General features: G+C 70.2%; 23 protein-coding genes and 6 pseudogenes. 21 read left to right on the forward strand and 8 right to left on the reverse strand.

The genetic code is table 11. The features are described from left to right. Nucleotides 1–83: 83 nt before the first annotated feature. Nucleotides 84–1,007, reverse strand: a complete 924-nt coding sequence (locus RMT89_RS08560; protein ID WP_315883191.1) for an ABC transporter ATP-binding protein — start codon at nucleotides 1,005–1,007, stop codon at nucleotides 84–86. Nucleotides 1,008–1,010: 3 nt separating this feature from the next. Beyond that, nucleotides 1,011–1,498 (reverse strand): annotated as a pseudogene (locus RMT89_RS08565) (AAC(3) family N-acetyltransferase); the annotation flags it as partial. Between the two features lie 406 nt (nucleotides 1,499–1,904). Here RMT89_RS08565 and RMT89_RS08570 point away from each other — a divergent pair. Genes RMT89_RS08570 through RMT89_RS08605 form a run of 8 tightly spaced genes read left to right on the forward strand, consistent with a single transcriptional unit; the run spans nucleotide 1,905 to nucleotide 8,427 of the window. Further along, a complete protein-coding gene (locus RMT89_RS08570; protein ID WP_315883192.1) occupies nucleotides 1,905–2,615 on the forward strand; it encodes a metalloregulator ArsR/SmtB family transcription factor in 711 nt (236 codons plus the stop codon). Beyond that, nucleotides 2,612–4,033 carry a Fe-S cluster assembly protein SufB gene (sufB, locus tag RMT89_RS08575; protein WP_315883193.1) on the forward strand — a complete coding sequence of 474 codons (1,422 nt, stop codon included), beginning with the start codon at nucleotides 2,612–2,614 and terminating at the stop codon, nucleotides 4,031–4,033. The genes RMT89_RS08570 and sufB overlap by 4 nt, the downstream gene beginning before the upstream one ends. Nucleotides 4,034–4,092: 59 nt before the next feature. After that, nucleotides 4,093–5,277: a Fe-S cluster assembly protein SufD gene (gene sufD, locus RMT89_RS08580; RefSeq protein WP_315883194.1), complete on the forward strand. Its 1,185-nt coding sequence runs from the start codon at nucleotides 4,093–4,095 to the stop codon at nucleotides 5,275–5,277. Further along, nucleotides 5,274–5,594 carry a non-heme iron oxygenase ferredoxin subunit gene (locus tag RMT89_RS08585; protein ID WP_033527157.1) on the forward strand — a complete coding sequence of 107 codons (321 nt, stop codon included), beginning with the start codon at nucleotides 5,274–5,276 and terminating at the stop codon, nucleotides 5,592–5,594. The genes sufD and RMT89_RS08585 overlap by 4 nt, the downstream gene beginning before the upstream one ends. Nucleotides 5,595–5,601: 7 nt before the next feature. Beyond that, the gene (gene sufC / locus RMT89_RS08590; RefSeq protein ID WP_315883195.1) at nucleotides 5,602–6,366 is read left to right on the forward strand and encodes a Fe-S cluster assembly ATPase SufC; all 765 of its coding nucleotides are present in this window, start codon (nucleotides 5,602–5,604) and stop codon (nucleotides 6,364–6,366) included. Beyond that, nucleotides 6,363–7,619 carry a cysteine desulfurase gene (locus RMT89_RS08595; protein ID WP_315883196.1) on the forward strand — a complete coding sequence of 419 codons (1,257 nt, stop codon included), beginning with the start codon at nucleotides 6,363–6,365 and terminating at the stop codon, nucleotides 7,617–7,619. The genes sufC and RMT89_RS08595 overlap by 4 nt, the downstream gene beginning before the upstream one ends. Nucleotides 7,620–7,630: 11 nt before the next feature. Then, a complete protein-coding gene (gene sufU / locus RMT89_RS08600) occupies nucleotides 7,631–8,098 on the forward strand; it encodes a Fe-S cluster assembly sulfur transfer protein SufU (RefSeq protein ID WP_186281587.1) in 468 nt (155 codons plus the stop codon). Further along, on the forward strand, nucleotides 8,095–8,427 hold the full coding sequence (locus RMT89_RS08605; RefSeq protein ID WP_269658583.1) for a metal-sulfur cluster assembly factor: 333 nt from the start codon (nucleotides 8,095–8,097) through the stop codon (nucleotides 8,425–8,427). The genes sufU and RMT89_RS08605 overlap by 4 nt, the downstream gene beginning before the upstream one ends. 55 nt (nucleotides 8,428–8,482) lie before the next feature. Here RMT89_RS08605 and RMT89_RS08610 read toward each other — a convergent pair whose 3' ends face one another. Then, the gene (locus RMT89_RS08610; RefSeq protein ID WP_315883197.1) at nucleotides 8,483–9,250 is read right to left on the reverse strand and encodes an AbfB domain-containing protein; all 768 of its coding nucleotides are present in this window, start codon (nucleotides 9,248–9,250) and stop codon (nucleotides 8,483–8,485) included. A gap of 189 nt (nucleotides 9,251–9,439) precedes the next feature. On the opposite strand from RMT89_RS08610, the gene RMT89_RS08615 reads away from it, so the two are divergent. The 4 genes from RMT89_RS08615 (at nucleotide 9,440) to dapD (ending at nucleotide 12,235) form a co-directional block, all read left to right on the forward strand. After that, nucleotides 9,440–9,994, forward strand: coding sequence for a sulfotransferase (locus RMT89_RS08615; RefSeq protein ID WP_315883198.1), 555 nt, complete (start codon nucleotides 9,440–9,442; stop codon nucleotides 9,992–9,994). A 307-nt stretch (nucleotides 9,995–10,301) separates the two neighbouring features. Further along, complete coding sequence (locus RMT89_RS08620; protein WP_315883199.1) at nucleotides 10,302–10,622, forward strand: multidrug efflux SMR transporter; 321 nt, start codon at nucleotides 10,302–10,304, stop codon at nucleotides 10,620–10,622. Then, nucleotides 10,622–11,176: a TetR family transcriptional regulator gene (locus tag RMT89_RS08625; RefSeq protein WP_315883200.1), complete on the forward strand. Its 555-nt coding sequence runs from the start codon at nucleotides 10,622–10,624 to the stop codon at nucleotides 11,174–11,176. The genes RMT89_RS08620 and RMT89_RS08625 overlap by 1 nt, the downstream gene beginning before the upstream one ends. 54 nt (nucleotides 11,177–11,230) lie before the next feature. Continuing rightward, on the forward strand, nucleotides 11,231–12,235 hold the full coding sequence (dapD, locus tag RMT89_RS08630; RefSeq protein ID WP_315883201.1) for a 2,3,4,5-tetrahydropyridine-2,6-dicarboxylate N-succinyltransferase: 1,005 nt from the start codon (nucleotides 11,231–11,233) through the stop codon (nucleotides 12,233–12,235). A gap of 79 nt (nucleotides 12,236–12,314) precedes the next feature. On the opposite strand, the pseudogene RMT89_RS08635 reads toward dapD, so the two are convergent. Then, a pseudogene (locus tag RMT89_RS08635) lies at nucleotides 12,315–12,548 on the reverse strand (hypothetical protein); the annotation flags it as partial. Nucleotides 12,549–12,553: 5 nt separating this feature from the next. Here RMT89_RS08635 and RMT89_RS08640 point away from each other — a divergent pair. Beyond that, nucleotides 12,554–12,876: pseudogene (locus RMT89_RS08640) on the forward strand (sigma-70 family RNA polymerase sigma factor); the annotation flags it as partial. Between the two features lie 43 nt (nucleotides 12,877–12,919). Here RMT89_RS08640 and dapA read toward each other — a convergent pair. Next, complete coding sequence (gene dapA, locus RMT89_RS08645) at nucleotides 12,920–13,810, reverse strand: 4-hydroxy-tetrahydrodipicolinate synthase (RefSeq protein ID WP_315883202.1); 891 nt, start codon at nucleotides 13,808–13,810, stop codon at nucleotides 12,920–12,922. 164 nt (nucleotides 13,811–13,974) lie between these two features. Here dapA and RMT89_RS08650 point away from each other — a divergent pair, with 164 nt between their 5' ends. The 6 genes and pseudogenes from RMT89_RS08650 (at nucleotide 13,975) to RMT89_RS08675 (ending at nucleotide 17,280) form a co-directional block, all read left to right on the forward strand. Then, the gene (locus tag RMT89_RS08650) at nucleotides 13,975–14,112 is read left to right on the forward strand and encodes a hypothetical protein (RefSeq protein ID WP_315883203.1); all 138 of its coding nucleotides are present in this window, start codon (nucleotides 13,975–13,977) and stop codon (nucleotides 14,110–14,112) included. After that, nucleotides 14,109–14,782: pseudogene (locus tag RMT89_RS08655) on the forward strand (hypothetical protein). Before RMT89_RS08650 ends, RMT89_RS08655 begins: the two are co-directional and overlap by 4 nt. Nucleotides 14,783–14,835: 53 nt before the next feature. Next, a complete protein-coding gene (locus RMT89_RS08660; RefSeq protein ID WP_315883204.1) occupies nucleotides 14,836–15,255 on the forward strand; it encodes a phage holin family protein in 420 nt (139 codons plus the stop codon). Further along, complete coding sequence (locus RMT89_RS08665; RefSeq protein WP_315883205.1) at nucleotides 15,252–15,683, forward strand: DUF3618 domain-containing protein; 432 nt, start codon at nucleotides 15,252–15,254, stop codon at nucleotides 15,681–15,683. Before RMT89_RS08660 ends, RMT89_RS08665 begins: the two co-directional genes overlap by 4 nt. A gap of 242 nt (nucleotides 15,684–15,925) precedes the next feature. After that, the gene (locus tag RMT89_RS08670; protein WP_315883206.1) at nucleotides 15,926–16,531 is read left to right on the forward strand and encodes a winged helix-turn-helix domain-containing protein; all 606 of its coding nucleotides are present in this window, start codon (nucleotides 15,926–15,928) and stop codon (nucleotides 16,529–16,531) included. A gap of 14 nt (nucleotides 16,532–16,545) precedes the next feature. After that, nucleotides 16,546–17,280 (forward strand): SRPBCC domain-containing protein, encoded by a 735-nt coding sequence (locus RMT89_RS08675; RefSeq protein WP_315883207.1) that lies wholly within the window; start codon nucleotides 16,546–16,548, stop codon nucleotides 17,278–17,280. A gap of 11 nt (nucleotides 17,281–17,291) precedes the next feature. On the opposite strand, the gene RMT89_RS08680 is transcribed toward RMT89_RS08675, so the two are convergent. Beyond that, nucleotides 17,292–19,121: an endonuclease/exonuclease/phosphatase family protein gene (locus RMT89_RS08680; protein WP_315883208.1), complete on the reverse strand. Its 1,830-nt coding sequence runs from the start codon at nucleotides 19,119–19,121 to the stop codon at nucleotides 17,292–17,294. Nucleotides 19,122–19,436: 315 nt separating this feature from the next. On the opposite strand from RMT89_RS08680, the gene RMT89_RS08685 reads away from it, so the two are divergent. Continuing rightward, a complete protein-coding gene (locus RMT89_RS08685) occupies nucleotides 19,437–20,867 on the forward strand; it encodes a hypothetical protein (RefSeq protein ID WP_315883209.1) in 1,431 nt (476 codons plus the stop codon). 447 nt (nucleotides 20,868–21,314) lie between these two features. Continuing rightward, nucleotides 21,315–21,992: pseudogene (locus tag RMT89_RS08690) on the forward strand (pyridoxal-phosphate dependent enzyme); the annotation flags it as partial. 60 nt (nucleotides 21,993–22,052) lie between these two features. On the opposite strand, the gene RMT89_RS08695 reads toward RMT89_RS08690, so the two are convergent. After that, on the reverse strand, nucleotides 22,053–23,255 hold the full coding sequence (locus RMT89_RS08695) for a TerD family protein (protein ID WP_315883314.1): 1,203 nt from the start codon (nucleotides 23,253–23,255) through the stop codon (nucleotides 22,053–22,055). Nucleotides 23,256–23,300: 45 nt separating this feature from the next. Continuing rightward, nucleotides 23,301–23,541: pseudogene (locus RMT89_RS08700) on the reverse strand (hypothetical protein). Nucleotides 23,542–23,621: the final 80 nt, after the last annotated feature.

Consider the following 23,621-nt stretch of genomic DNA (forward strand, 5'->3'; position numbering starts at 1 on the left):
CAGCTCCTTGCCGGTCAGCTCCAGGCTGTGTCTTCCCGGGGGATGACCCCCGGACCCCCAGCAGGTGCTTGTGCGGGCCTGAATCACGGGCGCAGCTCCTTGCCGGTCAGCTCCAGAAAGACGTCTTCGAGGGTGTGACGTTCCACCGAGATCTTCTCCGGCATCACCCCGTGCTGCGCGCACCAGGAGGTGACCGTCGCGAGCAGTTGGGGGTCGACCTTGCCGCCCACCCGGTAGGAGCCCGGGGTCAGTTCGGCGGCCGTGCAGTCGGCGGGCAGGGCCTTGAGCAGGGAGCCGACGTCCAGGCCGGGGCGGCCGGTGAAGCGCAGGGTGTTCTCGGCTCCGCCGCGGCACAGTTCCTCGGGTGAGCCCTGGGCGATGACCCGGCCCGCGTCGATGATCGCGACGTCTTCGGCGAGCTGCTCGGCCTCGTCCATGTAGTGGGTCGTGAGGATGACCGAGACGCCGTCCGCGCGCAGGTCCCGGATCAGGTCCCAGGTGGCGCGGCGGGCCTGCGGGTCGAGCCCGGCGGTCGGCTCGTCCAGGAACACCAGCTCCGGACGGCCGATGACGGCCATCGCCAGCGCGAGCCGCTGCTGCTGGCCGCCGGAGAGACGGCGGTAGGTGGTCCGGCCGCAGCTGCCGAGGCCGAGGCGCTCGACGAGGGCGTCCACGGCGAGGGGGTGGGCGTGCAGCTTGGCCACGTGGCGGAGCATCTCGTCGGCCCGGGCGCCCGAGTACACGCCACCGGACTGCAGCATCACGCCGATCCGGGGGCGGAGCTCAGCGGACTGTCGCACCGGGTCGAGGCCCAGGACGCGCACTGTCCCCGAGTCCGGCTTGCGGTAGCCCTCGCAGGTCTCGACCGTGGTCGTCTTGCCCGCGCCGTTGGGTCCGAGTACGGCGGTCACCCCCGCTCGGGCCACCAGGTCGAGGCCGTTCACCGCGGTCTTCGTGCCGTACCGCTTCACCAGGGCCTGGACCTGGACCACGGGCTCAGTTCGCATGGCTCAAGAGTCTAGGCAGCCGCCCCGGCCGCCCGGACCGCCGGGGCGGCCGGGGCGGCCGGGCCGGTGTATCTCCAGCCACCGCAGCGCGTAGGCCACCGCGTCGGCCACGGGGAACAGCCGCACCTCGGCCGCGCCCACCTTGCCCCGTACGACGGGACGGTCGCGCTCGAAGTCGTGGCCCAAGCTCGTCGAAGCGGTCCGAGCTGATGGACACCTCGGTCACGGTCTCCCAGCCGTCCGGGCCGGGCCGGCCCACCTTCACGAGGGGAGAGGGGATGCGGTACTCGGCCAGGTGGAAGCTGGTGCAGGCGTCGTAGCCGGCGCCGAGCAACAGCAGGCGCGCCTGGAGCGCCTCAAGGCGGGCCAGCGGAATCCGCTCGCCGAGGCGGCAGTCGGGTTCGTGTCCGTCCAGCACCCTCCGCGGCGCGCGGGCCGATGGCGGCGAACGACGTCTGCGGATGCGCGCTGCGCAGGGCGCCAACGGTTGTCGTCCCCGCCGCCCCTACCCGTCCCATCCCGGGGCGCTGCCCCGGACCCCCGCTGGGGGCTGCGCCCCCAGATCCCGCTTGGGCCCTGAACGGGCCTCGTCCTCAAACGCCGGACGGGCTGAGATTGCCGACTGGCGTCGAGAGGAATCCCTGCGCCAGTGGCCCCCTGCCGGACGGGTTGAAATGTACCGCCCGCATTACGTCCGCCGACAGGCCCCGGCGTGACAAGTGGGCCGGTCGGAGGGGGTGCCGACATGCCTCAGGGCGCCACTGAATTGCGCCCGCGTTTGATCGATCAAAGATCGTTTTCGCAGGTCGGATTAGGTAAACCTAAGTGACGCAGGGCACCGTCCATGGGTTCGGGCGCCGCTTGCCCGAGTCTGAGGAATTACGCAACAATGGCGTTGTGAAAAACGTCGGCGAGGCCCCTGAGGAGCTCGCGACCGGTGAGCGGTCCACCCGCAACCGGGTCGCGCGGTCCATCCTGGACCACGGCCCGTCGACCGTCGCCGAGCTCGCCGGACGCCTGGGGCTCACGCAGGCGGCCGTACGACGTCATCTCGACGCGCTCGTCGCCGACGAGGTCGTGGAGGCGCGCGAGCAGCGTGTGTACGGCGCCCGCACCCGCGGCCGCCCCGCCAAGGTCTTCGCGCTCACCGACTGCGGACGCGATGCCTTCGACCAGTCGTACGACAAGCTCGCCGCGGACGCCCTGCGCTTCATCCAGGAGCGGTTCGGCGGGGACGAGGCCGTCGTCGCCTTCGCGCGCGCGAGGATCGCCGAGCAGGCGACCGCGTACCGCGAGGCCATCGCGGCCGCCGCCCCCGACGAGCGGACCGAAGCCCTTGCCAGGGCCTTGAGCGCGGACGGGTACGCTGCTACCGCGCGTAGCGCCCCGGTCGGCGAACAGCTGTGCCAGCACCACTGCCCCGTCGCCCACGTGGCGGAAAAGTTCCCGCAGCTCTGCGAGGCGGAGACCGAGATCTTCTCCCAGCTGCTCGGAACCCACGTCCAGCGACTGGCGACCATCGCGCACGGCGACGGCGTCTGCACGACGTTCATCCCCAAGATTTCCCACAACGCATCTGCAAGCACGGCCGGGAGGAACCCCGCATGACTCTCCCCACGGAGACTGCTCACCCCGAACTTGAGGGTCTGGGCACGTACGAATACGGCTGGGCCGACTCCGACGAGGCCGGCGCCTCTGCCAAGCGCGGTCTGAGCGAGGATGTCGTCAAGGACATCTCCGCGAAGAAGTCCGAGCCGGAGTGGATGACCAAGCTCCGCCTCAAGGGCCTGCGCCTGTTCGACAAGAAGCCCATGCCCAACTGGGGCTCGGACCTCTCGGGCATCGACTTCGACAACATCAAGTACTTCGTACGCTCCACGGAGAAGCAGGCGGAGTCCTGGGAGGACCTGCCCGAGGACATCAAGAACACCTACGACAAGCTGGGCATCCCGGAGGCGGAGAAGCAGCGCCTCGTCGCCGGTGTCGCCGCCCAGTACGAGTCGGAGGTCGTCTACCACCAGATCCGTGAGGACCTGGAGGAGCAGGGCGTCATCTTCCTCGACACCGACACGGCTCTGAAGGAGCACCCGGAGCTCTTCAAGGAGTACTTCGGCACCGTCATCCCGGTCGGTGACAACAAGTTCGCCTCCCTGAACACCGCCGTGTGGTCGGGCGGCTCCTTCATCTACGTCCCGCCGGGCGTCCACGTGGAGATCCCGCTCCAGGCCTACTTCCGTATCAACACGGAGAACATGGGCCAGTTCGAGCGGACCCTGATCATCGTCGACGAGGGTGCCTACGTGCACTACGTCGAGGGCTGCACCGCCCCGATCTACAAGTCGGACTCGCTGCACTCCGCGGTCGTCGAGATCATCGTCAAGAAGAACGCCCGCTGCCGTTACACGACCATCCAGAACTGGTCGAACAACGTCTACAACCTGGTCACCAAGCGCGCCGTGGCGTACGAGGGCGCGACCATGGAGTGGATCGACGGCAACATCGGCTCCAAGGTGACGATGAAGTACCCGGCCGTCTACCTGATGGGCGAGCACGCCAAGGGCGAGACCCTGTCCATCGCCTTCGCGGGCGAGGGGCAGCACCAGGACGCCGGCTCCAAGATGGTCCACATGGCGCCGAACACCTCCTCCAACATCGTGTCGAAGTCCGTGGCGCGTGGCGGCGGCCGTACTTCCTACCGTGGTCTCGTCGAGATCGGCGAGGGCGCCCACGGCTCCAAGTCCAACGTGCTGTGCGACGCGCTGCTCGTGGACACCATCTCCCGCTCCGACACATACCCGTACGTCGACGTCCGCGAGGATGACGTGTCCATGGGCCACGAGGCGACCGTCTCCAAGGTCTCCGAGGACCAGCTCTTCTACCTGATGAGCCGCGGTCTGAGCGAGTTCGAGGCGATGGCGATGATCGTGCGCGGCTTCGTCGAGCCGATCGCCAAGGAGCTGCCCATGGAGTACGCCCTTGAGCTCAACCGGCTGATCGAGCTGCAGATGGAAGGCGCGGTCGGTTAAGACCCGCCCCGGACAGCAGCCAGCAATTTCTGACGTAGGAAGAGAGCAGACCGACAGCCATGGCTGAGGCTCAGAACACCCCTGTGGGCTCCACCACCGCGGGCCAGATCGCGGTGGCCGCCGAGTCGACCGTCGCCACGCGCATGAGCGCGCCCCCGTCCTTCGACGTGGCGGACTTCCCGGTCCCGCACGGCCGCGAGGAGGAGTGGCGGTTCACTCCGCTGGAGCGCCTGCGCGGGCTGCACGACGGCACCGCCGTCGCCACCGGCGACGGCGTGAAGGTCACCGTCGAGGCGCCCGCGGGTGTCGTCGTCGAGACCGTCGGCCGCGACGACGCACGGCTCGGCAGGGCGGGCACCCCGGTGGACCGCATCGCCGCCCAGGCGTACTCGGCGTTCGAGAAGGCCGGTGTGGTCACCGTCCCCAAGGAGACGGTCCTCACCGAGCCGATCCGTATCGCCGTGCACGGCGAGGGCGGGGTCGCCTTCGCCCACCAGGTCGTGGAGCTGGGCGCGTTCGCCGAGGCCGTCGTCGTCATCGACCACACCGGTGACGCCGTGCTCGCCGCCAATGTCGACTTCCTCCTGGGCGACGGCGCCAAGCTGACCGTCGTCTCCGTCCAGGACTGGGACGAGAAGGCCGTGCACGTGGCCCAGCACAACGCGCTGATCGGCCGCGACGCCTCCCTGAAGTCCGTGGTCGTCACCTTCGGCGGCGATCTCGTACGCCTCCACCCGCGCGTCCAGTACGCCGGTACCGGCGGCGAGGCGGAGCTGCTCGGCCTGTACTTCACGGACGCCGGCCAGCACCAGGAGCACCGCCTCCTGGTCGACCACAACGTCCCGCACTGCAAGTCCAACGTCGTCTACAAGGGCGCGCTCCAGGGCGAGCAGGCCCACGCGGTGTGGATCGGTGACGTGCTCATCGAGGCCAGGGCCGAGGGCACCGACACCTACGAGATGAACCGCAACCTGGTCCTCACCGACGGCGCCCGCGTCGACTCGGTGCCGAACCTGGAGATCGAGACCGGCGAGATCGTCGGCGCCGGCCACGCCTCCGCCACCGGCCGCTTCGACGACGAGCAGCTCTTCTACCTGATGGCCCGCGGCATCCCGGAGCACGAGGCGCGCCGTCTCGTCGTCCGCGGCTTCTTCGCCGAGCTGGTCCAGCAGATCGGTGTCGACGACATCGAGGAGCGGCTCATCGCGAAGATCGAGGAGGAGCTGGAGGCTTCGGTCGCATGACGACCTACGTACGCGCCTGTGGGCTGAGCGAGCTGGAGGAGGACACCCCGAAGCGGGTGGAACTCGACGGCACGCCGGTCTCGGTCGTCCGTACCGAGGGGGAGGTGTTCGCCATTCACGACATCTGCTCCCACGCGAACGTCTCGCTCTCCGAGGGCGAGGTGGAGGACTGCCAGATCGAGTGCTGGCTGCACGGCTCCGCGTTCGACCTCCGCACCGGCAAGCCGTCCGGCCTTCCCGCGACGCGCCCCGTCCCCGTATACCCCGTAAAGATCGAAGGGGACGACGTGCTCGTCTCCCTCACCCAGGAGTCCTGAGGCACCCATGGCTACGCTTGAAATCCGAGACCTGCACGTCACCGTCGAGGCCGACAACGCCACGAAGGAGATCCTCAAGGGCGTCGACCTCACCGTGAAGCAGGGCGAGACGCACGCCATCATGGGCCCCAACGGCTCCGGCAAGTCGACGCTCGCCTACTCCCTCGCGGGTCACCCGAAGTACACGATCACCGGCGGCACCGTCACCCTCGACGGCGAGGACGTCCTGGAGATGTCCGTCGACGAGCGCGCCCGTGCCGGCCTGTTCCTCGCGATGCAGTACCCGGTCGAGGTTCCCGGTGTGTCCGTGTCGAACTTCCTCCGCACCTCCGCCACCGCCGTCCGCGGCGAGGCCCCCAAGCTGCGCACCTGGGTGAAGGAGGTCAAGGAGGCCATGGAGCGCCTCAACATGGACCCCGCCTTCGCCGAGCGCAACGTCAACGAGGGCTTCTCCGGCGGTGAGAAGAAGCGCCACGAGATCCTCCAGCTGGAGCTGCTCAAGCCGAAGGTCGCGATCCTCGACGAGACCGACTCCGGCCTCGACGTCGACGCCCTGCGCGTCGTCTCCGAGGGCGTCAACCGCGTCCGTGAGACCGGCGAGGTCGGCACCCTGCTGATCACGCACTACACGCGCATCCTGCGCTACATCAAGCCGGACTACGTCCACGTCTTCTCGGCCGGTCGCATCGTCGAGTCCGGCGGCGCCGAGCTCGCCGACAAGCTGGAGAACGAGGGCTACGAGGCTTACACGAAGGGTGGCGTATCCGCGTGACACAGCTGCCGGGCCTCCTCGACACCGAGGCGATCCGAAAAGACTTCCCCATCCTGGACCGCCAGGTCCACGACGGACGGAAGCTCGTGTACCTGGACAACGCGGCGACCTCGCAGAAGCCGCGCCAGGTGCTGGACGCCCTGAGTGAGTACTACGAGCGCTACAACGCCAACGTCCACCGCGGTGTGCATGTGCTCGCCGAGGAGGCCACGGCGCTGTACGAGGGCGCGCGCGACAAGGTCGCCGAGTTCATCAACGCGCCCAGCCGCGACGAGGTGATCTTCACCAAGAACGCCTCGGAGTCGCTGAACCTCGTGGCGAACATGCTGGGCTGGGCCGACGAGCCCTACCGCGTGGACGCCGAGACCGAGATCGTCATCACGGAGATGGAGCACCACTCCAACATCGTGCCGTGGCAGCTGCTCGCGCAGCGCACGGGCGCGAAGCTGAAGTGGTTCGGCCTGACCGACGACGGCAGGCTCGACCTGTCCAACATCGACGAGATCATCACCGAGAAGACGAAGATCGTCTCCTTCGTGCTGGTCTCCAACATCCTGGGCACGGTCAACCCGGTCGAGGCGATCGTGCGCCGGGCGCAGGAGGTCGGCGCGCTGGTCTGCATCGACGCCTCGCAGGCCGCGCCGCACATGCCGATGGACGTGCAGGCCCTCCAGGCCGACTTCGTGGCCTTCACCGGCCACAAGATGTGCGGCCCGACCGGCATCGGCGTCCTCTGGGGCCGCCAGGAGCTGCTCGAAGACCTGCCCCCGTTCCTCGGCGGCGGCGAGATGATCGAGACGGTGTCGATGCACTCGTCGACGTACGCTCCCGCCCCGCACAAGTTCGAGGCGGGCACCCCGCCGGTCGCGCAGGCGGTCGGTCTGGGCGCGGCGATCGACTACCTGAGCGCGATCGGCATGGACAAGATCCTCGCCCATGAGCACGCGCTCACCGAGTACGCGGTGCAGCGTCTGCAAGAGGTACCCGACCTCAGGATCATCGGCCCCACCACGGCCGAGGACCGGGGCGCGGCGATCTCCTTCACGCTCGGGGACATCCACCCGCACGACGTCGGCCAGGTACTGGACGAGCAGGGCATCGCGGTCCGGGTGGGCCACCACTGCGCCCGCCCGGTCTGCCTGCGGTACGGAATTCCTGCGACCACGCGAGCGTCGTTCTATCTGTACTCCACGCCGGCCGAGATCGACGCTCTGGTGGACGGCCTGGAGCACGTACGGAACTTCTTCGGCTGAAGGGCTGATCGGTGAAGCTGGACTCCATGTACCAGGAAGTCATCCTGGACCACTACAAGAACCCCCATGGGCGTGGTCTGCGGGATGGCGATGCCGAGGTGCACCATGTGAACCCGACGTGCGGCGACGAGATCACCCTGCGCGTGAAGTACGACGGCACGAAGATCGCGGACGTCTCGTACGAGGGCCAGGGCTGCTCGATCAGCCAGGCGAGCGCGTCCGTGCTGAACGAACTGCTGGTCGGCAAGGACCTGTCCGACGCTCAGAAGATCCAGGAGACCTTCCTGGAGCTGATGCAGTCCAAGGGCAGGATCGAGCCCGATGACGCGATGGAGGAGGTCCTGGAGGACGCGGTCGCGTTCGCCGGAGTCTCCAAGTACCCGGCCCGGGTCAAGTGCGCTCTCCTGAGCTGGATGGCGTGGAAGGACGCGACGGCCCAGGCCCTGGGCGGAGCCGACGCCGAAAGGAAGACGGCATGACCGACACCGTTGAGATGAAGCCGGCCTCGGAAGAGGAGATCCGCGAGGCGCTGTACGACGTCGTCGACCCCGAGCTGGGCATCGACGTCGTCAACCTCGGCCTGATCTACGGCATCCACATCGACGACGCGAACATCGCGACCATCGACATGACCCTGACCTCGGCGGCCTGTCCGCTGACGGATGTCATCGAGGACCAGGCCAAGTCCGCCACGGACGGCCTTGTCAACGAGCTGCGCATCAACTGGGTCTGGATGCCGCCGTGGGGCCCGGACAAGATCACGGACGACGGCCGCGAGCAGCTTCGGGCGCTCGGGTTCAACGTCTGACCGACCTGCTTGCGGAAGCGGCGATGCCCTGAGGGGTGTCGCCGCTTCTCTGCGTTCACGTCACCAGTCGGAACGCCGAGTCCGCGCGGTAGAGATCGCTCGACTGGTACGGGTCCAGGCGGAGTTGGAAGTTCTGGTGGCGCAGATAGCGGCCCGGGTAGTTCACCGACTCCAGCATGATCGCGCCCGGGTGGGACGCGGGGCGGGGGCAGAAGGTGGCGTCCTGGGCGAAGAGCGCGGAGCCGTCGGTCCGTTCCGCGCGCAGGACGAACTCGCGGTGGCGGAGATACGTGCCGTCGGCCGTGGCGAAGGAGTAACAGGACGGCTTGGCCAGGCCCTTGAGCACCCTGAAGGGGGTGGGGGCCGGGGTGAGGGCGACGCGGTCTCCGCTCACCTGCCAGTAGCGGTCCGGGTAGTTGACCGAGCGGACCGAGCGAGAGGTGGGGCTCGGCTTCGGGGACGGCGAGGGGGACGGCGGTTCGGCCCGGGTGGGGGCTGGGCCGGGGCGGGGTGCGGTGGTCCTCGGGTGCGGGGACGGGGGGTTCGGCTTGGCCAGCGGGGGAGCGGGTGCCGTGCTCGGCGACGGGCTCGCGAAGGAGATCAGGCCGGGTGGGGAGGCGCTCGTCGTCGGGGTCGCCGAGCGTGACAGATCGTCAGCAGGCCTGCGGGTCACGGCTATCGCCGTCACACACGCGGCGATCGTGGCCAGCGCCAGGGCTCCGGCCAGCCAGAGGCGGCGCGTGCCCGGGGTCCGGGAGGTGTCCGGTGCCCAGCCGCTCTCCCAGGGACGGTCCTGAGGGGGCCGGGACTTGTCTTGTGGCATGCGCGTTCCTTCGGCGGCGTCACGAGGAGACAGCCGCGGCTGCGATGGCCCGGTATGTGAACGGTGAAACAGTAGCGGAGGGCGGTGCGATCGAGCAGGCGTTTGAAGGATGTGAAGCGAGCGCTTTCCACATCGCTTTCTCAGGGACTGTCCCAGGGGCGTCTCATCCGCCGACGGCAGCGTGGGACCGTGGTTACCCGTGCTCGTCCCGTGTTCGTCCTCGGGTGTCCCCGGTCCGGGACGACCCTGCTCCAGCTCATGCTGCACGCGCATCCGCGGACAGCGCTTCCGCCCGAGACGAGCTTCGTGCTGCCCGCCTACGAGGGCCGCCTCGCCTTCGGCGATCTGCGGGACGCCGGGAGCCGGGCCGGGCTCGCCCGCTGGATCACGGGGCGGAAGGAGACGCGGTTCCATGGCTGGGGCTGGACGCCGACACCGTTGTCGAACGGATCGCGGACGGCCCGCCGACCCTCGGCTCGGCGCTCGGCATCCCGCTCAAGCGGAGCGCTGGACGTCTCGCGGGCGGCCAGTTGGCAGCAGCGGCTGACGCCGGATCAGATACGGCTGTGCGATGCCGTACTGGGGCAGCGGCTCGCCCGTCATGGCTACGAGCTCACGGGGGCCGTCCGCCCCGATCCCGCCGAACTGCTGCGGTACCGGAAGGTGTCGGCGCTGCGGCGTCCCGCCGAGTGGTCCGCCGAGTGGTGTAGCCATCCGGACCACGCCGGCCCGGACGGCCTGTGATCGGCCGGCCCGGCCGAAGCTCCGCGCCGCTGCGCGAGCCGGTCAGCACGGCCGGGGGCCGCCCGGTCCTGGGGTGCCGGACCCAACCCGGCCGCGACCTGCGAAGCCGCGAAGGCTGACCGCCTACACCACTCGGCGGACACTCGGCGGGACGCCACCGTCGGCGCTGCGGCGCGCGGCTCACGCCAAGCGGCGGATGGCCGACCGCGTGGCCCGGGTGCGCGAACCGGGCCCCGTGGCCGCGGTTGCGAGGGGATCGCCCGCCGTTGTGTGCGCACGTACCCGTTCGTTGTGTACGCTTGTACACATGGGATACCTGACGCTCGCCGGCGCCATCGCCGCCGAGGTGGCCGCGACCACCGCCATGAAGTACAGCGCCGGTTTCAGCAGGTTCTGGCCCTCGCTGCTGACCGCGCTCGGTTACGTCGTCTCCTTCACGCTGCTCGCGCAGACCCTGAAGACGGTCGGCATCGGCGCCGCCTACGCGATCTGGGCCGGCGTCGGCACCGCGAGCATCGCCGTCATCGGCCTCCTGGCCTTCGGTGAGGCGCTCACCTTCACCAAGGTCACGGGGATCCTGCTGATAGTCGCGGGGGTCGTGGTCCTGAACCTGGGAGGGGCGCACTGATGGCCCGGCGCTACGATCCGGAGCGACGGCAGCGGATCATCGACGCCGCGATCCGCGTCGTCGGCGCGAAGGGCCTCGCGGGGCTCACCCACCGCTCGGTCGCGGCCGAGGCCGATGTCCCGCTCGGCTCGACGACGTACCACTTCGCGACCCTCGACGAGCTGATGGTCGCCGCCCTGCGCCAGGCGAACGAGGGCTTCGCCAAGGTCGTCGCCGCGCGCGGAGGTCTCACGGACCCGGCGGCCGACCTGGCGGACGAGCTCGCGGGCTGGATCGGCGAATGGCTCGCCGGGGACCGCACGGGCGTGGAGCTGGAGTGCGAGCTCTACCTGGCGGCACTCCGCCGCCCCGCCCTGCGCCCGGTCGCCGCCGAGTGGGCGACGGACCTCGCCGAGCTGCTCGGCCGCCGCACGGATCCCGTCACCGCCCGGGCGCTGGTCGCGCTGATGGACGGGATCTGCCTCCAGGTGCTGCTCACGGGCGTGCCGTACGACGAGGAGTACGCGCGGGAGATGCTGCGGAGGGTCATCGGTGAACCGGCGCCCGGCACGTGAGATACGGGGCGCACCGGTTCGCCCCGGCGGCCCCCGCCAAGTTAGGTTGCCCTCATGACCGACACGACTGCACCTCGCACCACCGGCGCCGTTGCCGCCGGCCTCGCCACGATCGCCGCCGACGGCACCGTCCTCGACACCTGGTTCCCCGCGCCCGAGCTCTCCGCTGCGACTGCAGAGGACGGCCCTGGCCCGTCCGGCACGCAGCGGCTGTCCGCCGAGAAGGCCGTCGAGCTGCTCGGCGAGGGTGCCGCGAAGGCGATCGGTCCGGACGCCCGGCGCGGCGTCGAGGTCGTCGCGGTCCGTACGGTCATCGCGTCCCTCGACGACAAGCCGATCGACGCGCACGACGTCTACCTCCGGCTGCACCTGCTCTCCCACCGCCTGGTCAAGCCGCACGGCCAGAGCCTGGAGGGCATGTTCGGCTTCCTCGCCAACGTCGCCTGGACCTCGCTCGGCCCGGTCGCGGTCGACGACGTCGAGAAGGTCCGCCTCAACGCCCGCGCCGAGGGGCTGCACCTCCAGGTGACGTCCATCGACAAGTTCCCGCGTATGACGGACTACGTGGCGCCGAAGGGCGTCCGCATCGCCGACGCCGACCGGGTCCGCCTGGGCGCGCACCTCTCCGAGGGCACGACGGTGATGCACGAGGGGTTCGTCAACTTCAACGCCGGCACGCTCGGTACGTCGATGGTGGAGGGCCGTATCTCCGCCGGTGTTGTCGTCGGCGACGGCTCGGACATCGGTGGCGGTGCGTCGACGATGGGCACGCTGTCGGGTGGCGGCAACGTGATCATCTCCATCGGGGAGCGGTGCCTGATCGGCGCCGAGGCCGGTGTCGGGATCGCGCTGGGTGATGAGTGCGTGGTGGAGGCGGGGCTGTACGTCACCGCCGGTACGCGCGTCACCATGCCTGACGGGCAGATCGTGAAGGCTCGTGAGCTGTCGGGGGCTTCCAACATTCTGTTCCGGCGTAACTCGGTCACGGGGACGGTGGAGGCTCGGCCGAACAATGCGGTGTGGGGTGGCTTGAACGAGATCCTTCACAGCCACAACTGAGTCGTTGTGGGAGCGGCGGGCCGGTGGGGGCCGGTCGCGCCCGCGCGGCGGAGCCGCACATTGATACAGCCCCGCGCCCCTACGGGGCGCTCGCCCTCGCCGCCCATTCCTCCAGTGCTCTGAAATCGGGCTCCCGCAGACCGATCCGTGGGTCTACGTGTTGCAGCAGTGCCGGCCCCGGATGGTGTTCCGCCACATACGCCTCGTCCGCCGCGCTCTGCTCGTCGTCCACCCACGCGAACGGCCGGCCCTTCGCGTACTCCACGATCGCCGCCGTCTTCCAGTGGACTCCGTCCGGGCGTTCCGCGAACAGGCCGGCGGCGGCGCGAGGTGAGTGTCGCCGAGCCGCCCGACACCGGCGCCGAGTCCGACGCGACTCCGCAGCCGCTGCCGAGCTGCGGCTCGTGATGCGCGGCGCGCTCGCCCGGCTCACCGCCCGGCAGCGGACCGTGCTGGTGCTGCGCTACTTCGAGGACCTGCCCGAGGCCGAGGCGGCCGCGATCCTCGGCTGTTCCGTCGGCACCGTACGGTCCACCACTCACCGCTCCCTCGCCCGTCTGCGTGCTCTCGCACCCGAACTGGCCGCCCTCACGGCCATGGAGCGCGTGCCCGCCCTCTCTCCTGCGGAGGTACGTCCATGAACGTCGAGGAACTCGTGCGTGACGCCCTGCGGGAGGCCGCTGATCAGCCCGTGAGGCTCCGGTACGCCGTCAGCAGGTCGTCGGTCGCCTCGCGGCCGGCGGGCCGCAGCGGGGCGCGGACCGGGCCCGCGGGAAGGCCGAGTTCGTTCAGCAGGGCCTTGGCGGTGACCGTACCGGGCAGGCCCGCCGCCATCATCGCCTCGATGAGCGGGGTGGCCCGCTGCTGGAGGCGGGCCGCCTCCGCGGTCTCGCCCGCGTCGAACGCGTCGAGTACAGCGCGGAGTCGGGCGGGGGCCACGTTGGCCACCGTACTGATGTAGCCCGCGCCGCCCACCGCGTACAGCGCGAGGTTGTGCTCCTCGCAGCCCGCGTAGTACGCCAACTCCGTGCGGGAGATGACCTTCTGGGCGGCGAGGAAGTCGTAGGAGCAGTCCTTCACCGCGACGATCCTCGGGTGCTCGGCGAGCCGGAGCATGGTGTCCGGCTCGATACGGACGCCGGTGCGGCCCGGGATGTCGTAGACCGCGAGCGGGAGTCCCGAGGCGTCGGCGATCTCCCGGAAGTGTCTCTCCAGCGCGTCCTGCGGCGGCCTGCTGTAGTACGGCGACACCACCAACAGCCCGTCTGCGCCCGCCTTTTCGGCCGCCAGCGCCAGCTCCACGGTGTGCCGGGTGCCGAAGGTGCCGACCCCGGCCACCACCGACGCCCGCTCTCCCACCGCCTCCCGCACCGCGCCGACGAGCCGGGACTTCTCCTCGTCCGTCGTGGTCGGCGACTCGCCCGTGGTGCCGGACAGCACCAGTCCGTCACAGCCCTCGGACACCAGCCGGTCCGCGAGCCGCTGTGCCCCGGCGAGATCGAGCGCGCCCTCCTCGGTGAAGGGCGTGATCATGGCGCAGAGGGCGCGGCCGAAGGGGGAGTTCGTGGTCGTCATGCCGGTAGTCTCGGCAGCGCGACCGTGAAGCTCCACTTAAATTTCCTACGAGGTATCGCTAAGCATCACTGTCGTATGGGTGGCGGAGGCCCTATGTCCAAACCGGGGCGCCGTGGGTCACTGTGTGGCCCAGACGGTCAACGACCCCTGGTCCTGGAGGCGTCATGAAACTCGGCAAGGCACTCGCCACCGGAGTCGCTGAAGAGCAGCCGCTGATCCACGACGAAGAGCCCGAACTCCCCGAGAACCTCGAAAAGATCAAGGAACTGAAGGCCCCCGAAGAGGTCCCGGCGGCCCGATGAGGCTGCGGCTTCCGGAGGAACGCCCGACGGAGCCGCCGACCGGATACAAGATCGCCCAGCCGGTGCTGTCCCACGACGGCACCCGGGCCGGCTTCACCGGTGTGTCGCTCGGCGGCGCGCTGCCGTACGGAGTCCTGGCCGACGCGTCCTGCGTCTACGGCCTCGGACACCGGGCACCGCACCGGCGCTGCGACTGCGGCTTCCACTGCGTGCACGACCGTACGGCCGCCGAGGCGCTGCTGTGCACGGCCGAGCACCGGGCGGCCGTACTGCTGGAGGTCACGCTGCTGGGCCGCTACCTCCGCTTCGAGCTCGGCTTCCGCTACGCCCGTCAGCGGGTGCGCACCGCCACCGTCGGCCCCTGCGCCTGTGGCACGGCCGCCGTGGCGCTGGCCGACGCCGGCTGGGGCAGACCGGCTGGCGGGCCCTGGCCCCCTCCTGCGCGGGCTGTCTGCGCGGCCGTACGTCCGCCTCGCTCGCCGGATTCGCGCGGCTGGCCGGGGAGGGACTGCGGGTGATCGCCGGGAAGGGGGCCGCCGTACCGGCGGCCGAACTCGGCGTGCCGGAACTCGCCGCCGAGGCCGCCCTGTTGCAGGCGCGCCTGGACTGGTTCCAGAGCGAGCTGGCGCGGCTCGGGGAGCGCGGACCTGGCGGCGAACCGCAGGGGTAGCGCGGGCCGGTGCGGGTACCCGGGGTGTTCCGAACCGAGAGGAGGCGGACACCGTGACCGGGACCACGGCCCCGAGGCCGGTACATGACGAACACCATTCGGTGGGTGAACTCGTCGGGCAGGCGACCGAACAGCTCTCCCTGCTCGTACGACAGGAGCTGGCCCTCGCCAAGGAGGAGCTCGCCGAGAAGGGCCGGCGCGCGGGCCGGGGCGGCGGGCTGCTGGGCGCGGCCGGCGCCGTCGCCTACGCCGGGCTGCTCGCCCTGGCCGGCACCGCCGTCGCCGCCCTCTCGCTGACGCTGTCCGTCTGGGCGGCGGCGCTCATCGTGACGGCGGTGCTGTTCGTCGTCGCGGGCGTGCTGGGCGCGACCGGTCGTGCCCAGCTCAGGCGCGCCGCACCCCCCACGCCCGAGGAGACCCTCGGCAGCGTCAGGGCCGATGTCGAGGAGATCAGGGAAAGGGCGCACCGATGACGGACAAGGCAGCGGGCGTGGGCGAAGGGGCCAAGGGCCCCGAGGAGCTGCGCCGGCAGATCGAGGAGACGAGGGGCCGGCTCGGCGACACCGTCGAGGAGCTGGCGGGCAAGACGGACGTGAAGGGCCGGGCCATGGCCCGCGCCGCCGACCTCAGGGACCGGGCGGGCGCGATGACCGTACAACTGCGCAGCAGCGCGGCCCAGGCGGGACACACCGTGCACGACAAGGCGACCGACGCGGGTAACACCGTCCACGACAAGGCGGCCCAGGCGGGTCACGTCGTCGAGCAGAGCGTGCCGCGTCCCGTCCGCACCGTCGTACAGGCCGGACTGCGGCACCCGCGGCCGGTGCTGCTGGCCGGTGCGGCGGTGGGCGCGGTGGTCGCCGCGGAGGCGATGCGACGGCGGCACAGCGGACATCGCTGAGACGAACGTGAGCGGCACGGCGGCGCGGGACCGGGCGACCGGACCCGCGCCGCCCTTTGCCGTGCACGGCCCAACAGCCGTCATGCGCCTCACACTTGACCTCAGGCAAGGTTGACCGGCAGCCGGTACCGCCACGCGCTCGGGCTCGTGCCCTGACCTGAGCCTGACCTCAGCCTGACCTGAGCCGGACCGGCAATTCTACCCTCCTGGACAAAAAAAGTTTTCGGTGAGACCGTGGACTCATGTTGGACGTGACCGTGATCGAGGACCCCGAGGCGGCGGCCGTCTCCCTGGACCCCATAAGGGCCCGGCTGCTCGCCGAGCTGGCGGCCGGACCCGCGTCGGCCGCCATGCTGGCCGGCAAGGTCGGGCTGTCCCGGCAGAAGGTGAACTACCACCTGAAGGCGCTGGAGCGGCACGGCCTGGTCGAGCTGGCCGGGGAGCGCCGCAAGGGCAATGTCACCGAGCGGCTGATGCGGGCGACCGCAGCGTCGTACGTCATCTCGCCGCTCGCCCTCGCCGCCGTGCAGCCGGACCCGGAGCGCTTCCGGGACCAGCTCTCCGCGCGCTGGCTACTGGCGCTCGGCGCGCGTCTGGTGCGGGACGTCGGCTCACTGATCACCGGCGCGGCCAAGGCCCGCAAGGGACTTGCGACCTATGCGCTGGACGGCGAGGTGCGGTTCGCCTCGGCGGCCGAACGCGCCGCGTTCATCCAGGAGTTGACGGTCGGCGTCACCGGCCTGATCCGCAAGTACGACGCCCCGGACGCCGAGGGCGGACGGGACCACCGGATCGTCGTGGCGGTCCATCCCACCCTCAAACAAGACGAGCCAGAAAAGTCGGAATAGTTCAGGAGCTCACCATGCCCAAGGAATTCGAGATCGCCCGCGAGTTCGAGGTCGACGCCTCTCCGGAGGAGGTCTTCGAGGCCGTCACCGCCGGAACGGGCGGCTATCTGTGGCCCATGGAGCCGCCGGAGCCCCGGGTCGGAGGGGAGGGGCCCTCCGGGTCGACGGTCACCGCATGGGACCCGCCGCACCGGTACAGCGTCCTCGTGGAGGACGTCGAGGGCATCTCCGAGCAGACCCGTAATCAGCTCGACTACACCATCGAGCCGCGTGACGAGGGCAAGCGGGCCTGGGTGCGGTACGTGCACAGCGGGATCTTCGTCGACGACTGGGACAACCAGTACGACGGCGCCGCCAAGCACACCGACTTCTACCTGCACACCCTGCGCGAGTACCTCACGCACTTCGCGCCCCGTCCGGCCGCCTTCGCCACCTTCGACGGGCCCGAGGCGTCCAAGGCCGCCGACGCCCTCGAAGTCGTCGGGCGGGCGCTGGGTGTCGGCGCGGACGTGGCCGCCGGCACCGAGGTGCGGGTCCACGGGCCCGACGAGTTCGACGCCGTGGTCGACTTCCGCAACCCGTACTTCATCGGGCTGCGCACCGACCGGGGCCTCACCCGGATCTTCGGACGCAACCACTGGGGTTACCCGGTCGGCATCTCCTTGCACGACTTCACACCGGGCGCGGAGATCGAGGAGTGCGAGACCGAATGGCAGGGCTGGCTGAACGGCGTGTTCAACCAGCCCTGACCGAAGGGGAGTTACGGCTTGAAGCGCATGACCTGCGGGTCGTGGTCGCTGATCTGGTCGTTGAACTCGGCGTTCATGTGCACGCTGTCGTACTCGAAGTCACAGCCGCGCCGGATCGACGGGCTGACCAGGATCTGATCCAGGACCTGGCTGTTGCCCTGGTAGACGTACGAGTAACGCTCGCTGCGCGGCAGTGACTTGACCGCCGCCCACAGGGCGCCGTCCCTCTCCAGGATCTTGGTGGTCTCGGAGAACTCGAAGTCGTTGAAGTCGCCGAGCGCGACGACGTCCGCGTTCTTCTGAGTGTCGAGGATGTCCTTGACGAAGGCGTTCACCAGGCCCGCCTGCTGGTGCCGCTGGGTCTCCGAGCTGCGCGGCACCGGCTGGTACTGCGAGGTCAGACCCTGGTCGCCGCCCTTGGAGTTGAAGTGGTTGGCGATCACGAAGACCGTGCGGCCACGGAAGACGAACTCGCCGGCCAGCGGCTTGCGGCTGTTGGCGAACGCCGTGTTCGCCGGGTCGATACGGCCCGGGGAGACCGTCAGCGCCGCCTTGCCGTCCTCCTCGGTGACACCCACGGCCGTGGTGGCGTCGCCGCCCGCGCGGTCCGTGAAGGAGACCCGCTCCGGGTTGAAGAGGAACGCCTGGCGGATGTTGCCGCCCGGCTCGCCGCCGTCGGCCTTGTCGGCCGGGTCGATGGAGCGCCAGTCGTACGTCGGGCCGCCCGCGGCGACGATCGTGTCGATCAGCTTCTGGATCGTCTGGTCGGCGGCGACCGTGCCGTCGTTCTTCGCGCCGTTGTTGTCCTGGATCTCCTCCAGGGAGACGATGTCGGGCGACTTGAGGTTGTTCACGATCGCGGAGGCGTGCTCCTCGAACGTGGTGTCGGACGGGTCGAGGTTCTCGACGTTGTACGTCGCGACCGCCAGCTCGCCGTTCTTCTGCTTCTCGGTGGTCTCCCGCTTCAGATCGGCGCTCTTCAGGGTGCCGAGCTGGTTCGCGATCAGCGTGTAACCGCCGAACTGGTTGTAGTCCAGCGGGCCCGCGGTGGTGCCGGTGAGGGTGTCACCGACGTTCGCCTTCGGGAAGTCGGCGACCGCGCCGAGCGACTGGATCTGGATGCGGCCGGTGTTCTGCGACTCGTAGGAGCCGTACACCGTGCCGCCGCGGCGGTTGCGGTTCTCCCACGGCTTCACCGTGACCCACAGCTCGCTGTACGGGTCGGTGGCGCCGACTACCCGGGTGTCGGAGACCTGGACGTTCATGCCCTCCAGGGACTCGTACAGGTCCAGGGCGTACGTCGACGGCCGGAGGGGCAGGCCGTTGATCGAGTTGTTCGCGGCGCTGTCGCCCGCCGGGGCGTAGGCGCTCGGCACCGACTTGGCGTCGATGACGGTCGCGGCCGGGACGGCGTTGCCGCTGGAGAGCACGGTGGTCGTCGGCCTGGTGATCTCGGTCAGCGCCTGGTTGCCGGAGGAGGTGCCGCCGGGCACGTACTCCGAGACCGTGCCGGAGACCGACACCAGGTCGCCGACGGCCACGCCCTTGGGCGTGGAGCTGGTGAAGACGAAGACGCCCTCACTGGTGGCCGGGTCGGCGTCCGCGTCCGGGTCCTGGATCCAGAAGCCGCGGGACGAGCCGTAGGTGCGGATACCGGTGACGATGCCGGTCACGTCCGTGACCTGCTTGCCGGCGTACGGGGATATGCGGGTGCTGCCCTGGATGTCATGGATGCGCACCGAGTCGGCGTGCGCGGGAGAGGTGAGGACAACAGTGGACGCCGCGGAACAGACGGCGGCGACGGTGAGCGCGGCTAGGCGCGCTGACGACTTGCTCGGCAACGGGATCCCTCCGGGGACGTGCGTGGGCGCCGGGACGAGGGTGGTGCGTGGAAGGTTGGGAGCCGCGCCCGGTGGGGCGGCGCGACGCGCGTAGAGATTCGGTGCACATGCGTCCGGCTCCGGTGAATGGATATCCACTTCGGTGAACAGATGTCCTATGAATTTCTACGCGCGTAATCTCCTGCTTGGTCAGGCCACTTGTCAAGGTTTCGGCCATGTACACCGGTCAACGGGTAGATGAACCGGGCGGCATGGGGCCAAATCCGTCTAGGCTGAGCGGCTGAGTGGTACGACGCGTCCTAGGAGAACCAGCCGATGTCAGACAGCTCCCCCCTCCCGCCGGTGCGGCTGCGTCCCGAAGCGGAGCTGGCGCGGGACGCGCTGTCCACGCCCCTGCTCTCCCGGGCCGCCCGGCTCGCCCGCTGGGCCGGCCCCGACACCCGCATCGACGCCGGCGGCGGGCTGGTCGAGGAGCAGCTCCCCGCGGCCGCCGAGCTCCTCGGCCTGACCGGCGACGAGGCCGCCGCCTACGCCAGTGAGGCCTGGCGCGTCGCCGTCGACGCCGGGCTCGTCGAGATCGTCGACGAGGAGGAGGGCACCGTCACGGCGGGCGAGGACCTGGCACTGCTCACCGGCGGCTCCCCGCACGATGTGCTCGCGGTGTGGCAGACGGCGCTGGAGACGGTGCTCGCGGACGCGGGCGTGCCGGACCTCGACGACCTGGTCGAGGCCATGAACTTCGAAGAGGGGGCCGGTGAGATCGACCTCTCCCGGCTGGACTGGGACCCCGGGGCCGAGGCGGAGTTCCTCGACGGGGTGCTCGGCAACCTGTACCTGCTGACGGTCGGCGAGGACGGGCCCGGCGAGGCCCCGGTGCCGCTGCCGGCCCTCGCCGCGTCGATGATCGTGCCCAGCGACATGGGGGAGCCGACCAACGACGTACTGGAGCAGGTGTCCGACGCGATGATGCGTCTCGACGACCAGTTCCGGATGCTGGAGCCGGCCGGGCTCGTGGAGTACCAGCCGGTCGACGAGGCGCTGATGGCGGACGCCGAGGAGGAGCCGTCCGCGCCGGTCAACGAGACGGATGTCGCCCGCTACGGCATGGTGCGGCTGACCCCGCTCGGGCTGTACGGCCTGCGTGCGCGGCTGTTGGAGGCCGGGTTCACGGCGCCGGCCGTCGGGGATCTCGCGGACAAGGGGGCCGATGCGCTGCTCGACGGCACGGCCGTCTATCCGCCGGGTGCCGCGCAGGCCGAGACCGAGCAGTGGCTGACGCGCCGTCAGTCACTGCCCGCGGCACGGGAGTTGCTGGCGGCGGCCCGCGGGTCGGACTCCGGGGCGCCCTTGCGGCGGCTGCGGTGTCAGCAGGCCTTGTCGCTGGTGGGTGCTGAAGCGGAGCCCGCCTTGCGGGAGGTTCTGGACGACCCCGAGCTGGGTGGGCTGGCTCGTGTCTGGCTGACCGAACGGGGGGCGTCGGATGTACCGGCGCCCTCAGAGGCGATGGTGTTCTGGCTGACCATCGACACGGTTGCCGCGCAGCTTGCGGCCGAAGGGAACTCCGAGGAGCTCCGGGCTCTGGTGTCCGGGCTCGCCGAGCAGCACAGTGGGTTCTTCGCGGCGGTGTGGCGGGTGGATCATCCCGCTACCGCGGAGGTGTTGGAGGCGATGGGGCGGTTGCATCCGGACAAGCGGATTGCGAAGGAAGCGCGGAAGGCTGCGTTCAAGGCTCGGTCGCAGGCCTGAGGGGGGTGCTGGTGGTGGGGGGGGGGGCGTTGGCGGCTGCGGGTTCGTTGTGGCTGGTCGCGCCCCGCGGCGGAGCCGCAAATCGATACAGCCCCGCGCCCCTTGGGGGGTTGGGGTGCGCGCCTCTAGTGCCGCGACGGGGCGAACGTTGCCTGTCGCGGCACTAGTTTCCTCGGTGGGTTGGGGAGCGCTGCTAGGGGGTGTTTTGAAAGTCCCGCACAGCACCCGCGGCGCCCGGCACGCACCCTCGCCGCACCGGCCAAAGACCCAAGTACGTCCAGTACGAGGGCCTTCGTCCGGCACGCCGAGGGCACGCACCGAACACCGCGGGCACCGCACAGGACTTTCAAAACACCCCCTAGGGGGGCGCTTGCTGTGCGGGGGGAGTTGGTCTCCTTTCCGCGCGGCGCACCCCTCATCTCCGAAGGTGACCTCGGGTCCGATGTCAACATCCTGGTCAGCCGGCTCGCGGGAGCCGATGTGCGGTGGGTGCGGGCCGGGTTCGGGATCGGGTTCAAGGAGAGCTTGGAGCAGGCGCTCAGGGAGGTCGAGGAGGGGGGGCGGCAAGCCGTACGCCATTCCCGCCGGCGCCTGCGACCATCCGCTCGGCGGACTTGGCTTCGTCGGCTGGGCTCATGAAGTCGTCGAACAAGAGCGGGAGTTGGGGGTCTTCTCCGACACCGTGATCGTCTGTTCGGTGACCGGGTCGACGCAGGCGGGCATGATCGCCGGGTTCCGGGCGTTGGAGGAGGCCGGAGGGCGGACGCGGCGCGTGATCGGCGTGGACGCGTCGGCGGCTCCGGCTCGGACCCGGGAGCAGATCGCGCGGATCGCGCAGGGCACCGGGCGGCTGATCGGCGTACGGAGTGAACTGACCGAGGCGGACGTCGAGTTGGACGATCGGTACCACGCGGGGACGTACGGGATACCTGACGAGACGACGCTGGCTGCGATGCGGCTGGCGGCGCGGACCGAGGGATGGTCACGGATCCCGTGTACGAGGGGAAGGCGATGGCCGGGCTTGTCGACATGGTGACTCGGGGCGAGATCGGGCGGGAGTCGACCGTGCTGTACGCGCATCTGGGCGGGCAGCCGGCGCTGAACGCGTACAGCGCGCTGTTTTAGACGGGTTCCCGGCGCCGGGCGCCCCCTGGGTCGGGGGCGTCCCGGAGCTGTCGGGGCCGCTTACAGTGCCTGGGCCGCGGGCTTGACCATGCCGCGGACGGTACGCGACTTGACGAAGTCGCCCATGGCTGTCATCTCCCACTCACCGGAGAACTGCTTGATCAGCTTGGCCATCATCACGCCGGTCTGCGGTTCGGCGGAGGTCAGGTCGAAGCGGACGAGTTCCTCGCCGGTGGTGCCGTCGAGGAGACGGCAGTAGGCCTTGGCGATCTCGGTGAACTTCTGGCCGGAGAAGGAGTTCACGGTGAAGACCAGGCCGGTGACGTCCTGGGGGAGCCGGCCGAGGTCGACGGTGATCACCTCGTCGTCGCCTCCGCCCTCGCCGGTGAGGTTGTCGCCGGAGTGCTTGATCGCGCCGTTCACGATCTGGAGCTTGCCGAAGTAGCAGCTGTCGATGTGGTTGCGCTGCGGGCCGTAGGCGATGACCGAGGCGTCCAGGTCGATGTCCTTGCCGCGGTACGCCGGCTCCCAACCGAGGCCCATCTTGACCTGGGAGAGCAGGGGGCGGCCGCCCTTGATGAGCGAGACGGTCTGGTTCTTCTGAAGGCTGACGCGGCCCTTGTCGAGGTTGATCTTCCCGGCACCGGGGGCCGGGGGCGCGGGCGGGGCGGGGGGTGCCGCCGGCGCCGGGGGAGTGGACATCGGCGGGGCGGGCGGGGTGACCGGCGGCTGCATGGTGGGCTGGGGCGGGGTCACGGGGGTCGGCGCCGGTTCCTCGACGGTCACGCCGAAGTCGGTGGCGATGCCGGCGAGGCCGTTGGAGTAGCCCTGGCCCACCGCTCGGGCCTTCCAGGCGCCGTTGCGGAGGTAGATCTCCACGATGACGAGCGCGGTCTCGGTGCCGAGCTGTGGGGGTGTGAAGGTGGCCAGGACGTTGTTGTCGTCGGCGCTGCGGATGGTCGCCGTCGGTTCGATGCCCTGGAAGGTCTGGCCGGGGGCGTCCGGGCTGGCGGTGACGACGACCTTCTCGATGCCCGGGGGGACGGCGGTGGTGTCGACCGTGATCGCGTCGGGGGCGGTGCCGCCGCCCGAGCGGTAGGTCACGCCCGGGCCGGTGGGCTGGTTGTAGAAGATGAAGTCGTCGTCGGAGCGCACCTTGCCGTCGGCGGTGAGCAGCAGGCCCGATACGTCTAGCCGCACCGGGGCGGTGACGTCCACCGTCACGCGGGCGACGGGGAGTGGGATGTTCGAGCCGGGGGTCATAGCTGTCATGCCCCATTGAACGACCGAGGTCGCTTTACCGTTCCCTTACCAGGGGACTGATCGGGTCAAGGGCGGTTGCGGGGGGTGGTTGCGGACGGTTCGCTCGTTGCCGCGCTTGTAGTTACCGGTCCAGCGGGCCATGACGAGCTGGGGGTCGGTGGCTTCGACCTCTTCGAGGATGTTGCGCTCGTGTGCCGCGGAGGGTGGTGGCGGGGTGGCCCGCGTGGGTGATGCGGACGGTGCCGTCGGGGTGGGCGGCGTAGGCGAAGCCTTGGGGTTTGGGCATGGGCGGGATCGTACGACCGGCCGGGCGGCGGGGCCGAAGGGTTTTCCGCCCCCGCCGCCCCTACCCGTCCCGTCCCGCCC

It is taken from the genome of Streptomyces sp. P17, from assembly GCF_032436805.1.
Lineage (GTDB): Bacteria > Actinomycetota > Actinomycetes > Streptomycetales > Streptomycetaceae > Streptomyces.

Excerpts from the sequence above, each read along its gene's own strand:
- RMT89_RS08560 (WP_315883191.1), bottom strand. The coding sequence starts at position 1,007 with ATGCGAACTGAGCCCGTGGTCCAGGTCCAGGCCCTGGTGAAGCGGTAC.
- sufB (WP_315883193.1), top strand. The coding sequence starts at position 2,612 with ATGACTCTCCCCACGGAGACTGCTCACCCCGAACTTGAGGGTCTGGGC.
- sufD (WP_315883194.1), top strand. The coding sequence starts at position 4,093 with ATGGCTGAGGCTCAGAACACCCCTGTGGGCTCCACCACCGCGGGCCAG.
- RMT89_RS08585 (WP_033527157.1), top strand. The coding sequence starts at position 5,274 with ATGACGACCTACGTACGCGCCTGTGGGCTGAGCGAGCTGGAGGAGGAC.
- sufC (WP_315883195.1), top strand. The coding sequence starts at position 5,602 with ATGGCTACGCTTGAAATCCGAGACCTGCACGTCACCGTCGAGGCCGAC.
- RMT89_RS08605 (WP_269658583.1), top strand. The coding sequence starts at position 8,095 with ATGACCGACACCGTTGAGATGAAGCCGGCCTCGGAAGAGGAGATCCGC.
- RMT89_RS08610 (WP_315883197.1), bottom strand. The coding sequence starts at position 9,250 with ATGCCACAAGACAAGTCCCGGCCCCCTCAGGACCGTCCCTGGGAGAGC.
- RMT89_RS08620 (WP_315883199.1), top strand. The coding sequence starts at position 10,302 with ATGGGATACCTGACGCTCGCCGGCGCCATCGCCGCCGAGGTGGCCGCG.
- RMT89_RS08625 (WP_315883200.1), top strand. The coding sequence starts at position 10,622 with ATGGCCCGGCGCTACGATCCGGAGCGACGGCAGCGGATCATCGACGCC.
- dapD (WP_315883201.1), top strand. The coding sequence starts at position 11,231 with ATGACCGACACGACTGCACCTCGCACCACCGGCGCCGTTGCCGCCGGC.
- dapA (WP_315883202.1), bottom strand. The coding sequence starts at position 13,810 with ATGACGACCACGAACTCCCCCTTCGGCCGCGCCCTCTGCGCCATGATC.
- RMT89_RS08650 (WP_315883203.1), top strand. The coding sequence starts at position 13,975 with ATGAAACTCGGCAAGGCACTCGCCACCGGAGTCGCTGAAGAGCAGCCG.
- RMT89_RS08665 (WP_315883205.1), top strand. The coding sequence starts at position 15,252 with ATGACGGACAAGGCAGCGGGCGTGGGCGAAGGGGCCAAGGGCCCCGAG.
- RMT89_RS08670 (WP_315883206.1), top strand. The coding sequence starts at position 15,926 with ATGTTGGACGTGACCGTGATCGAGGACCCCGAGGCGGCGGCCGTCTCC.
- RMT89_RS08675 (WP_315883207.1), top strand. The coding sequence starts at position 16,546 with ATGCCCAAGGAATTCGAGATCGCCCGCGAGTTCGAGGTCGACGCCTCT.
- RMT89_RS08685 (WP_315883209.1), top strand. The coding sequence starts at position 19,437 with ATGTCAGACAGCTCCCCCCTCCCGCCGGTGCGGCTGCGTCCCGAAGCG.
- RMT89_RS08695 (WP_315883314.1), bottom strand. The coding sequence starts at position 23,255 with ATGACCCCCGGCTCGAACATCCCACTCCCCGTCGCCCGCGTGACGGTG.